The following is a 13425-nucleotide window of genomic DNA, read 5'->3' as shown; positions in this document are numbered from 1 at the left end:
ATTGACAAAGAGCCTAGAATAGTTCTTAACAGTCATTGATTAGCCAACTTCAGAACCGTTTGGCATACCTTTTGGTGCTTCGATCACTTGTAATGAACCATCAGCTGCTTCTGCTGAAAGAATCATTCCTTGACTGATCAGCCCGCGCATTTTGCGTGGTTTCAAGTTAGCAACGATCACTAATTTTTTGCCGATCAATTCACTTGGATCAGGATAAAATTCGGCAATACCGGATAAGATTTGACGGTCTTGGTCATCTCCTGCATCTAGACGGAATTGCAATAATTTATCTGCCCCTTCGACTTTTTGGCAATTGATGACTTCTGCTACTTTTAATTCGACTTTTTCAAATACATCGAATTTGATTTGTTTTTCTTTAGTCGAAACAAGCTCTGTTTCTTCTGGGTCCCATTTGACAGAGTCCTCATTTGTTTGAGTACCTTCTGACATTTTTGCTTGGATATACGCAATTTCTTCTTCCAGCTCTAAGCGTGGGAAAATCGGTGTACCTTTTGCAACGACTTTTGTCCCAGATGGGAATTCACCGAAGTGTAATCCTTCAAGGTTCATCGTCTCGGCATCCAACCCTAATTGATTGAAGATTTTAGTTGGTGTTTCTGTCATGATCGGTTGTAAGAGGATCGCAGTGATACGTAACGATTCAGCTAAGTGGATCATCACGCTCTCTAACTCTTTTTTCTTCTCTTCGTCTTTTGCTAAGACCCAAGGTTCTGTTTCATCGATATATTTGTTGGCACGAGAAATCAATACCCAGATTTCGGCTAAAGCAGTGTTGAATTCCATTTTTTCCATTGCGTCATGATAACGACCAACCACATTCGCAGCAGTTGTTGATAACTCACTGTCAAACGGTGTCACTAATGACGCATAGTCAGGAACCATGCCATCACAATATTTATTGATCATTGCAATCGTTCGATTCAAAAGATTCCCTAAGTCATTCGCCAAATCGTAGTTCACACGTGACACAAAGTCTTCTGGTGTAAATACGCCATCTGAACCAAATGGTACTGCACGCAATAAGTAATAACGCAAAGCATCTAAGCCATAGCGTTCTACGAGCATTTCTGGATAAACGACATTGCCTTTCGATTTAGACATCTTGCCGTCTTTCATCAACAACCAGCCATGTCCAAAGACTTTCTTTGGCAATGGGATATCTAATGCCATCAACATGATCGGCCAATAGATCGTATGGAACCGAACGATTTCTTTTCCAACCATATGGACATCTGCGGGCCAATATTTCTGGAATAATTGATCGTCTTCTGAACCGTAGCCCAGTGCGGTGATGTAGTTCGACAACGCATCGATCCAGACATACACTACATGTTTCGGATCATTTTTAACATTGATTCCCCAGCTGAATGTCGTCCGTGAAACTGCTAGATCTTCTAAACCTGGTTTGATGAAGTTATTGATCATCTCATTTTTACGTGATTCAGGTTGGATAAACTCTGGGTGTTCTTCGTAGTACTCTAACAAGCGATCTGCATACTTACTCATACGGAAGAAATAAGACTCTTCCTTGACTAGCTCAACTTCATGACCACTTGGCGCTTTCCCGCCGATCACTTTGCCGTCTTCATCTTTGTATACTTCTGCAAGTTGAGTTTCTGTAAAGAATTCCTCATCAGAGACAGAATACCAACCTTCATATTCACCTAAGTAAATATCGCCTTGTTCAAGCAAACGATCAAAGATTTTTTGAACTGCTGCTTTATGATAATCATCAGTTGTGCGAATGAATTTATCGTAGCTGATATCTAATGTTTTCCATAGTTTTTTGACATCTGCAGCCATTTTGTCTACATATTCCTGTGGCTCTACGCCTAATTCTTCTGCTTTTTTCTCGATTTTCTGTCCGTGTTCATCTACCCCAGTTAGATAAAACACATCAAAGCCCATCAAACGTTTATAACGTGCAACAGCATCACATGCAATCGTTGTATAAGAATTGCCAATGTGCAGTTTGCCACTTGGATAATAGATGGGCGTAGTGATATAAAAAGTTTCCTTTTCTGCCATGGGGTACTTCCTCCTTTATCGCATGGTGCGAATTCGTTTCCTTGCTAGTATACCATAAAATGAATACGCTGTTAGCTTTTTTTGATAACTCCCGAAATGTAAAGATGTCCTTTCCCTTCAAGAAAACATTTATAAAGAACCTACGTTATCGTGATGAACCACTTCCTTCTCTACCCACACTCTCGCTCCTTTTTCTTCAGGATCGTCTACTCTCTCATTTTTACTTTACAAACATGCTATAATAAGCAATATCATATAAGAAAAGGTTTTGAGACTAATGACAAAAAAACACAAACGAATGATTATCAGCATTGCTTTACTTTCTCTCATCCATCTATTATTTAGTTTTTACTATTTACATCTGTATGGTTATTTCAATCTACATGGGCAATTAAATACTTTTCTTTTGCTCACTTTGATCCTTCGAGTGATCCTAGCAGGGTATATCGTCCTCTGTGGCTTTTTCGCCATTCGAGAAGAAAAACAGAAGCTTCCCCCTTTTTATTTGCTTTTCTTCCTATTTAATCTACTCTTACCGTTTCTTTTTCAACTCTGAGTTGGATTTATTTGTCTAGAAATCTTTGGTTTTCAGAGAGATTCTGCTACAATAAAGTAAAAAGTACCTTAACATAATAGGAGGTGAGAAAGTGGAACATTTTCATTCAAAAGAAGAAGAAAAAACATATTATGAACAAGAGGCCTCTGAAACTGATTTCTTATCTTGGTACCAAGACCAAGAACGTCCTGAATATGAAAAACCTTCCTTGACCGTCGATATCGTTTTACTCTGCTACAACAAAGAAGAAGATCAATTAAAAGTTTTACTTATCCAACGTAAAAGCCATCCTTACCGAAATTCTTGGGCACTTCCCGGAGGATTCGTCCAAAAAAATGAATCGACTGGTGCCAGCGTATTGCGAGAAACAAAAGAAGAAACAGGCGTCATCATATCCGAAGAAAATATTGAACAACTGCATACCTTCAGTACACCGAATCGTGATCCTCGTGGCTGGGTCGTGACAGTCAGCTATCTCGCCTTTATCGGTGAAGAACCTTTGATCGCTGGAGACGATGCCAAAGAAGTGCAGTGGTTTTCACTTGAACGCAATGCAAACAAACTGCATTTATCGAGTGGGGATGTAGCAATCACTCTAGACTTGACGACGAGCGAGTCTTCTGGCAAAGACACATTAGCTTTTGACCATAGCGAGATCATTGTCAAAGCCTTCAACCGTGTCGTCAACAAAATGGAACATGAACCCCAAGTGCTTCAAGTGCTAGGAAAAGACTTCACGATCACTGAAGCACGCAAAGTATTCGCTAAATTCTTAGGGATCGATTTTAAAATGATCGATCATTCCAATTTCAAAAAAGCTATGTTACAATACTTCGATGAAATCGGTGAACGTCCTGTCGGTATCGGACGTCCCTCAAAGATCTATCAATTAAAACCTGGACATACAGAGTAAATATCCACCCGTGAAAACGGGTGGCTTTTTAACAGCTCTAGAAGGGCTCACCACTCGCTAGCCCCTTAAAAGGGGCTTTTTAAATAACCACCAACCGCTCGCTCACAGCTCTATCTCTCTTTAACTATTTAAATGGATCTACATACTCTTGTTTACTTATACTATCTCTAATTCGATCATCTGCTTCTTGTTCTCGAATATATTTTTCAATTGTTTTTTGATTTAACCCAACCGTACTCACGTAGTATCCTTTGGACCAAAAGCTTTTATTCCCATACTTATATTTCAAATTCGCATGTTTTTCATGGATTAAAGTTGCACTTCGTCCTTTTAAGTAGCCCATAAAACTAGAAATACTAATCTTTGGCGGTATTCTTACTAACATATGAATATGGTCAGGCATTGCATGTGCTCCAATGATTTCAACATCTTTCATCTCACACAATTTTCTTAATATCTGACCAATACTTACTCTTAACTTTCCATAAATCACTTTTCGTCGATACTTCGGGATGAATACTATGTGATACTTACAATTCCATCTTGTATGTGCTAAACTTTTATCATTGTTAGACATAAAAAAACTCCTTTCAATCTGATATGCGGTTGGTAGCCACTATTAGTATATCGAAAGGAGTTTTTTATCGCTAAAGCTATTTCGTCCACGCATAGAAACGCGCGGTTTTTTTATTTCGTACGCTACGCGAACGAAACTGACTAAAGTCAATAACAAAAAAACTGTAGAACAAAGAAATTTTTTCTTTGTCTACAGTCTGATTATGTTTGGTTCCTATTTGTGGGAGTTGCTTTTCATTACTCGAGCCTTTTTCATTTAAATATGAAGGGGGAACTGGCAAGACTTTTATGAACAAAAAGATAAGTTAATTTTGTGAGGATGGACTTCCAATTTTTTGAAACAATTTGGACAGGTAGTCCTTCATCCAAGATGAATAAAACCGCTTATCGTTTGAATTCTTGTGTAAATGGTCCATGTTTCATAGTAATTTCCCCCACAAACTCTCTTAACTTGGTGTCTACTTTAATATAACTCGTCCATCACTCCTCCTTAATTTTTTGTTTAGTTTATTATACCAAGCCCATATATTTTTGAATGACCTACTTGAATTAATATTGTGGAGTTACTTCTTGCAGATGGTTTGTTCGTCTCTTCGAGACATTTTGTCGAAGTTTATTACTTTTTTCAATACTACTAGTTACAAGGTTCGAGAAACTTAAAGTCAATGAAGGGTGTGTTGGGCTCATTACTCCTTGTTCTTTTATAATATATTCAGTTGTACTGTTATTACTTTTTATCATACTAGCCGTTAGAAGGTCTGAGACTTCCTTTTTCAACATATCTTTTGCTTTATATTTTAGTATTTTTAAAGATTCCGTGTGTACAGGCATTCTTGTTTCTTTCGGCATTTCTTTACTTGGGATATCTGTACTTACATTATCCATTACTTTTGTTGTGGTCTGTTCTTTCATTTGGTTTAACTGATGATTTACCTCTAAATTTGAATTTCTAGACAGATAAGCCATTGCCGTATAGAGGAACAGAAATTTTAGTTTCATTTTTTTATTATCTGTACTTCTTGGGACACGAACGATTTCATCCACCTCTCTTCCTTCGATAATGTCCCTTAAAATCATTGTAAAGAATTCTGCATCTGTCAATAAAAAATTATAAAGCAACACATCATCTTCACACATTCTCCTTATAACCTCAGACTTGGATAAGGTAGGTAAATTCAATTCTTTCGCTAAATGATCCACAAAAACACCGAAAGGTTTAGAATCTACATTTACTATGTTTTTTAATTCCTCGTAAAACCGGTTTATTGCTTGTACTGTAGTCAATTCCGTCCCTCTTGGAGAATAATATTGAACTGCCAGATCGTTTGTATTTGAAACAAGATGTGATCCTTCATGAAAGAGCACTGAAGAAGGTCTTGCTGTTAGCTCATATTCTGGAAATTTTTGAGGATCCAAATGAAAACTATCTGCATAAATAATGACCCGACATTCTCCATCAACTGGAAAAACCTCTGCTTTCGGAATATTTATATCAGCTGTTGATACATAAACATCTAATCCTTCTTTCTTGGTGAATGAATCACTCCAAACGAGCAAAATATTTTCATAGTCCCATTCCTTTGATTGCTTATAGAAGTTTTTGATTTTTTTCAACCTATTCAACAGTCTTTTAATCGTTTCTGTTATGATGAGTTCTTGGCTAGGAGTCTCACCTATTGAAAATAATTTTATTAAATATTTCCCTTCCTTAGATTGTGAAAGAGTTTGATCAAACTTAACTAGTTCAATCGCTTTGTCAAGTTCAAATTGTGCCTGCTCTGCTTTTGCCATAACTTCTTCTAGCTCTGCTTGTGCAATAGCTTTGTCAAGCGGAGATTCTGCAAGCTGAACTTTTGCCACAGCATCGTTAACTACAGCTTTTGCCACAGCGTTTTCAACCTCAGCGTTTGCCACGGCTTTATTAAGCTCAACTTTTTCAGTAGTTTTGTCAAGCAATAATTTTTCAAATATGGCTATTCCAGAATCTGCAAAATCCATTAATTGTTCAAGACCATATTCCATATCTTGAACAAACGGTTTGAGAAAGTCTGGCACTTTATCAGAAGTAACTCCTGCCACTGTTTTAAAAGTAGAATTGGGCGGCAAGTTCACTTTAATTGTTTTCAAAATACTCTGTCTTATTTCCTCGTCACTAAAATGATATTTATTAGGCAAATCTGAAACAAATTCAGTTAACGGTGCAAGTCGAACATTAGGATCTTCTATTCTTGGAATTACACCTTTAGAAAGCTCTGCTTCTCTAAGTTTACTCCATAAATCATATTTTCCCGCGGATTTGGGAATATCATTATTTTCCACTTGACCAACCAATGTGCCCATTTTAACCCTTTTATCGTGAGAACTTGTGCTTGAAGTACCTGAGGTGCCCGGTGTCTCTCCTTGCGACACTCTTGATTCACCTGAAGTGGTTTTTCTTTTATGCTGTAAAGCCTCTAACTTATGAGGTTTTTCTTTCTTACTTGTTTGTTCAATTGCTTCTACCTTCGCTCTTTCCGAATCTGTCTCAAAACGAAACTTGCCTTTTTTTTCATCAAATATCAAAATCGTCATCGGTTCATTGTATTCCTTTTTCACTAAATGATACCGATTGCTATTTTTATCCAATGCGATCAACGGAATGTAATGATTATTGATCTTGATGTAGGATCTGCCTGATTCATTCCACATCATCCCCTTTCCATACGGAGCAGAAAGTCCACTTGGATCTTTTAGTGTTTCAAACTTATCTAACATCCCAGCGATTTTTTCCTCTACGGATTTTGATATGAAAGTAGACGTTGCTTCTTCAAAATACCATTCCATCCCGTTAAAATTCACTGGTAACATTTTTCCTTCATGACGATCATAAACATCTAATCGGATTCCATGCTTTTTGATGACTGTCATGGTCACTTCAATCAATTTCTCCTTCATTTCAATACAACGCTTCGTTTCTTCACCTTCTTTTGCTACAGTTGTGATCTTTCCTATACCATAGGCTTGAGGATTTAAATTATCTTCCACGACAAAGATCTGATTTTCATCCAACTTCACCTCCAAGAGGTTAATCAAGTTGAGTTGTTCATTCGTAAATGTAGCGGGTCTATAGGGCTCTAAGCGATCCCCCTTTTTCATAAACAAGCCGCCAAACACCTCTGCAGTTTCTAGATTCGTCACGCGCATATACAAATGAGCATTCACTTTTCTCACTGGTACTTCCAGACCATTTAACTGAACGATCTCGATTGATTTCTCCCACGCTTTTTGCTTCTTCTCCCACGCTTCGACTCTTTCTAACATTTCTCTCGTCTTTTTACCCACACGAAGTTCATTTTTGAACTGCACTACTTTTCTAATGATCCATCGTCCTCCACCTACAATGGTCTCAAATCCTGGATCAATCGTTTGTGCAAGAGTTAACGCAAGTCTTCTGGTCTCGGCCGCTGTTGGTAGGAAACTTTTACCACTTCTGATGGCGTTGCGAATTCCTCTACTGGCAAACGCTCGAGCCGCACCTAATGTAAATTTCATATTGAGGGAAGTGACTTGACCGAGTACCGGAATCATGAGTAAGGCATCAATCGTACAAGAAACAATTGCTCCTTCTGTGTCTTGATTAATGCTCCCTGTCACACAATCATAAAAAGGAATAAAATGCTTGACGACCTCCAAAGCTTTTTCGAGATCCGCTTTGTCGTCTCCCGAATCATACAATTGTTGATACAGTTGATCACTATGTTTACGACTAAGTGCTTCAATGAATGGAGTTGTCTCAACTCCATGGGATAATTTTTTACTCCAATTCATACGAGTAGAAAATGTAAAAAGTTTATCCCCGATCCGAATCTCATTTCCTTCTTTCTTATACCCATTTTTCCAAAGGTTTTTCTGATCAAATAACCCAAATTTGAGGTATAATAGAGGATCTTGATCAACACGATAAAAACGATAACCTCCTTCGCCAGCCAACTGCTTCAGGGCATACCAACGTTTTTCCTTTTCGTTGTCCGCTACAAACAGATCGGTTTTGTCTAGATTTAGAATCGTTCTCTGTTTCTTCTTCATAGAAAGCAACTGATACATCTTCAGAGCCACACTTGCGACTGGCACTTCAGCCATATAGTCACTTTCATTTGTCAACTCGGCATTTGCCTCATATAGCTGAGTTCCTTCTGAGAAAATAAACGCTCTTTCCTCTTTGTCGAAGGCGAGTAATGCAAACTCTATCAGTTTTTTATTCAGTGGCAAATACGTATCTGCTACATTTTTCGTCAATTTAACATAACTAGTTTCTAATTTCTCTGGAATCCAGTCAATATCTGGACAAGGATCTTCTGAACCTATAAGATAATTTTGTTTAATCACATGAAATGAAATGAGGGAACCTTTGTCGCGACAAGTCTGTGCCACAGTTATAGCTAATGCTTTTTTTCGACGCCATTGAAGAAAGACTTTTTGATAAGCTTTATACAATTGACTGAGGAGTTCTTGATTTTCGACTAGCTTATAATAACCTTCTTGTTGATATCCAATAAAGGTACTGATTGCCACTTCTTTGTAGGTGTCCGTAGCCAATGCCTCTCGTAATAGATTTGGTTCTAGTTGGGCGACCGCAAGCAAAGAAGGCATTAGAAGTTGACGGAATTCTTCATAGCTGGTCACGCCTTTTTCAAGGATCGTTTCCCAGAAATGTTGCCCCATCAACCAACTATCTTCTTGACTGAATGCCTGTGGGTACCCACTCTCATTTAAAATTTGTGCTCCTGTCAGCTGCATCAATGATTGATAATCAGAAATCAATAAGTGATCCGCTAAACCACTGCTATCTAGAAAATAATTTGGTAGCTCTTTATGAAGTAACAAATTCCATAATTTGTTAAAGACTCTTTTCTGTTCTTGAGAAAGGGTAGGCGTATCTAACTGAATTAATCCCTCTTTTTCTAAGTTTCTGGCAGTGAATAAATCTCTCAATCGACCTATGGTAAATTGCTCTACATCAGGAGCCGACACTAAGGTTTTGACTATATAAGCTTCAATCGAACTTCCTAATATCGTTTCAAAGGCCCATTTCATGACAGTTAATTCGGCATCTTTGTTTGAAATCTTTTCCTTTCCTTTTATATCATAAAGCTTCAATCCTTTTATAATCACTTTTGCTACTGCTTGAATTCTTTTATAATTGAAGACGAATTTGTTATTTTCTTCTTTGATGATCCATTTTCCTAAGGCGATCAATATTTGTTCTTTGGTTGGCTGATTTGGTAATAATTCCTTTTCTTGAAAAAATGCTTCCATTTGTTTTCGCACATTAGGGTCACGCCATTGAATTCCATCAGTTTCGCTGTTATTTTTTTGGTTTTCTGTCCTTGTGGGGTGGGGCGTACTGATTCCTTCTGGTTGTTTAGTCGTTTCCACAACAAGATTTAAAGCCACAGGTTGGTTTTCTGTTCTTGTGGGGTGGGGCGTACTGGTTCCTTCTGGTTGTTTAGTCGTTTCCACAACAAGATTTAAAGCCACAGATTGGTTGTCCTTCACTGTTTCATAGATCCATGTCCCGACCGTTAGACCGGCTTGTTCCTCTGAAATCACTGTCTCTTCGCTCATTTCCAAGATCAGTTTTGCAATTTGTTTAACTTTCACCATATCCAACGTTGGTGGCGCTGCACCTTCAAGAAGTACCCACTCACCGACTGTCTCCATTAATTCCTCAGCATTTTCTTGACAAGCAATTCCTTTTTCCGTGAAAAAATGAGTCAGCTTTTTATTTATGTCCTCTTTTTGTTCCTTATTCCACATTGGAAGAGGTGTTTCCTGTTCTTCTTGAATTATTTCCTTTGCTGGATCAGCTCTATTTTCACGCAAAAATGCTTGGATTTTTTCATTGATCTCTTGCTCTTGGGTGGTGTCAAATTCTCCAGCTGTTGTCACATTTAATCCAAGTACTTCCGTAGGAATAGCTGTCGCATTCACCGAACTGTCTTCGAGAGTTGTTTCAGTGCTAACAGGAAGGGGCATTGCTTCCACCCCAAATGTTGGGAAAATATCAAAGCTCCCTACTTTTTCACAAAAATCTTCTACTAGATCCCAAAGTTGCGTGAAGAAACTCACTTTTTCAGGAGATAGTACAGATTCACCTTCTGGTGGTGTGCCTGTCACTTCCTCTGAAGCTGTTTCCTGAGGATCCTGCGCCTGTTTTTCCTCCCTTGATTTTTTTGGTGAAATCTTGGATGGATGCGAGTCTTTCGTGGAGTACACATTCATCGGTAACTGTTGATCCTTTTCTAAATGGAAATCACTAGATAGCTCTTCCTCATAATCTATCGAAAAAGTACGCAACAATAAATTCACAAACTGCGACAGCACTGACCCACCACTTGTGTCTTTTTGTTCTTGGGTGTAGCTCGTATTCTCGTATTGGTGAAAGATCTGGTAAAATCGCTCCGTTAATCCCTTCCAAAACGTGGCTGGGATTGGTCTATGTACATTCGTTGGGGCATCTGTTGTGCCATTATATTTGGTTTCAAAGGTGGTTCGGATGGCTTCACTTAGTTTTTGAGCCGACTCTTGTGCAGAAAAATAAGGAAAATCTTGAGTTTTTGAATCATTCTTATGGTGAGAAGAGTGTGTAGAATTCTCCCTCTCTTGTTTCTTTTGCTCATTTTGCGCATTCGATCGAGTAATCGCTTCTTGGCAAATAGTGGTCAATCGCGTTTGTTCCACACTTGTTCCTGTGACGATCCATGTGTTTACCTGATCTGTCCTTCTCGTGGTGGTACAATTGATCAGTTGATGAATCTTATGCCTCCGTCGGTACAAAGAAAGACTTCGTTCATGCACCATCTTCGCGAGATCAACGTACGGTGATAGATCCATGGATGTCGTATTAGCAAACGTCTGATTGTCATAAGAAAGTTTGTCTGTATCCGAATGGGATATCGCATGGTTTGGATTCAAGGAATGGATTCGAGCACGATTGATGGTGGAGGTGGAAACAAAGGAGTGAATCCTTGCCTGATTCCCCTCTCTTCTCACGTCAACTCGTGTAGTGACTTCAAATGCTGGCGAGTCTTTTTTTATAACCGGATGTTGTTCGGGAGGATCTACTGGCCGAAAATTTTGAAAAATAGTGGCTAGATAAACCAATCCAGTAAATGTCCATACACCATTGCGTATCAGCGTTTGCCCCCTGTGATTGGCTAGATAGGTTAAAATCTTTTGGTCCGTTCCTGGCGGATGTTCATCATTCCGTTTGTTGTAATTATTCCCAATTTTTTCTCTATGAGCATCTTCTGGTAACTTTGGCATCTCTTTCACTCCTCGTTAATTAATAAGATAGATAGTTTATTTATATGTAGTCAACAAAAAGCACCTCCTAATCACTCTTTTTTGTATCATATAATACAAACTTCAAAAAATACACTAAAAAAGAAAACTCAGACTACAGTTTTTTTATTACAATTAAAAAAAAACGTTCGCTTTTTGAGGAGGAATGTATAATGCTGTCCAAACAATCAAATGAATGAGCAACGTAAAGTAGAACAGAAAAGCCATGCAGAAAAACTGAAAAAGAACTGGCGCTTTCTGCTAAAAAATCGTGCAAACATTAACCACTATGAATATAAAACATGGAAAAGTTTCCGAGCACCTAAATACCCATTTCTTACTGAAGCAATGATGATTGATCGATTGCTTAGCTTTTCCACGCCCCTAAAGGAGGCGTATCCCGTTTTCCATGAATTAGTTGAAGCTTTTCGAGACAAAGATCCTGACTTGCTTTTCTCCTTATTGGCAGAACTTCCCGAAACATTAGATGAAGGATTTCGTGAGAAACTTCAAAACCTTCTGATCTACGAAGAAGGCATCGGCAATGCGATGATTTATCCTTACTCCAATGGAAAAATAGAAGCAAAGAATACCCACATAAAAACAATGAAACGAGTATCCTACGGATTTAAATCATTTGAGAATATGAAAATTAGAATCTTTTTGACCAATCAATTAATCAAAGTTAGATAACACAAAATCTGAGTCAGAATGAGGTTTGTTCTGACTCAGATTTAGTTTTTCGCAACTCATCAGTCCTTATTGACAAAGAGCCCATATCTTTTATTATACAAAAATAGACAAAAGTATTAGTCTACACTCTTAGTAAAGAGGAAACTGATGCTTTTGTCTACAGTCTGAAAGGAGAAGAGCATTCATGCTCTTCTCCTCTTTTTTGGTTTGTCATAATTAGTGAGCTTCTCTGAAAGAAATTCCTAGAAACAAAAACAATAGATGTTTTTTATTAGCAAGGCGAACCCTGGCGCCCCTACCAGTTTTTTTATTCAAAAAGGACTTGTTTCCCGATTTCAACTAATTCCAGACTCTTTTTATTTGTGGAAGGATCTGTTTGTTCTTTCATATCGATCAATACTAACTTTTTGCTATACCATTGCGATTTATATTGGAGCTTTGCTAATAGCTTATGCCAGTCTTGGATAGAAAAATCACCTTCCGGACAATCTGCTGAAATCGATTCGACAAACAAATAATCATAATGACGGATCACTGTTCCTGAAATTTGTTCTAAATAGTCTTCTCGTTGAAATTTTTGTTTTAAATAAAGGTCTTTGATTTTCCTTTTTTGCTTTTGATAATTTTTTACTCTTTCAACGCGTGTGCGTCGATGCTGTGCTGATCGTCCTTTGATCACAAGCTTTCTCTTTGCCCGCAGAAGTTGTTGATCAACTTGTTTGAATTTAGGAATCGTGATGTCAAGTGGTGTGGACATCTCCACTAGACGATCTGGATCATAGGCTATCCCGATCCATTTATTTGACGCTTTCATCGTCTTTTGGGGAACTTCACAGAGCAAGGAGACATAAAAGATCTCGTTGTATCGAGATGAGATCGTTGCTGAACGAATCGTTCCTTCAATCGGACGATGGGCATGGATGCGAATTTTCTCTTTTAGCTTTGGCAATTTGAGGTATGTTTCTTCTAAATAGATTGTTCCTTTTTGATTATTCGTCGTATACGACTGCCAAATACTTTTTTTATTTTTTAGTTTGGGGAAGCTTGCGCGTCCTTTAAAATAATTACGAAATGCACGATCCAAGTTTAATTGGGCATTCGCTAAGGCTAAACTATCGACTTCTTTTAAAAACGGATATTGCTTTTTTAAAGAAGCTGGTGTCAGCGTATAATCGATCGCTTGTGTTTCTAAATAATACGCCTGTCTGGCTTTTAATAAATGATTGTAAGTGAAACGCACACAACCAAATGTTTGGATCAACCACTGTTTTTGTGAATCAGTGGGATAGATTCGAAATTTAAAGGCTTTTAGCAT

General features: G+C 38.0%; 6 protein-coding genes and 1 pseudogene. 3 read left to right on the top strand and 4 right to left on the bottom strand.

Going from position 1 to position 13425, the window contains the following annotated elements:
* Positions 1 to 39 precede the first annotated feature (39 nt).
* The gene (gene metG, locus HZ311_RS11000) at positions 40 to 2049 is read right to left on the bottom strand and encodes a methionine--tRNA ligase (RefSeq protein WP_010736142.1); all 2010 of its coding nucleotides are present in this window, start codon (positions 2047 to 2049) and stop codon (positions 40 to 42) included.
* A 277-nt stretch (positions 2050 to 2326) separates the two neighbouring features.
* On the opposite strand from metG, the gene HZ311_RS15800 reads away from it, so the two are divergent.
* On the top strand, positions 2327 to 2605 hold the full coding sequence (locus HZ311_RS15800) for a hypothetical protein (protein ID WP_080674305.1): 279 nt from the start codon (positions 2327 to 2329) through the stop codon (positions 2603 to 2605).
* Positions 2606 to 2696: 91 nt separating this feature from the next.
* The gene (locus HZ311_RS10995) at positions 2697 to 3518 is read left to right on the top strand and encodes an NUDIX domain-containing protein (RefSeq protein WP_010736144.1); all 822 of its coding nucleotides are present in this window, start codon (positions 2697 to 2699) and stop codon (positions 3516 to 3518) included.
* Between the two features lie 124 nt (positions 3519 to 3642).
* Here the strand turns inward: HZ311_RS10995 and tnpA are convergent, their stop codons facing one another.
* Positions 3643 to 4095, bottom strand: coding sequence for an IS200/IS605 family transposase (gene tnpA, locus HZ311_RS10990; RefSeq protein ID WP_010736145.1), 453 nt, complete (start codon positions 4093 to 4095; stop codon positions 3643 to 3645).
* A gap of 548 nt (positions 4096 to 4643) precedes the next feature.
* Positions 4644 to 11399: a hypothetical protein gene (locus HZ311_RS10985; RefSeq protein ID WP_178946663.1), complete on the bottom strand. Its 6756-nt coding sequence runs from the start codon at positions 11397 to 11399 to the stop codon at positions 4644 to 4646.
* A gap of 207 nt (positions 11400 to 11606) precedes the next feature.
* Here HZ311_RS10985 and HZ311_RS10980 point away from each other — a divergent pair.
* A pseudogene (locus HZ311_RS10980) lies at positions 11607 to 12110 on the top strand (transposase); the annotation flags it as partial.
* A 307-nt stretch (positions 12111 to 12417) separates the two neighbouring features.
* Here the strand turns inward: HZ311_RS10980 and HZ311_RS10975 are convergent.
* A complete protein-coding gene (locus HZ311_RS10975) occupies positions 12418 to 13425 on the bottom strand; it encodes an RNA-guided endonuclease TnpB family protein (RefSeq protein ID WP_023519217.1) in 1008 nt (335 codons plus the stop codon).

It is taken from the genome of Enterococcus mundtii (assembly GCF_013394305.1).
Lineage (GTDB): Bacteria > Bacillota > Bacilli > Lactobacillales > Enterococcaceae > Enterococcus_B > Enterococcus_B pernyi.
Note: the sequence above shows the minus strand (reverse complement) of the source record. Positions and strands in the feature narration are given on the sequence as shown.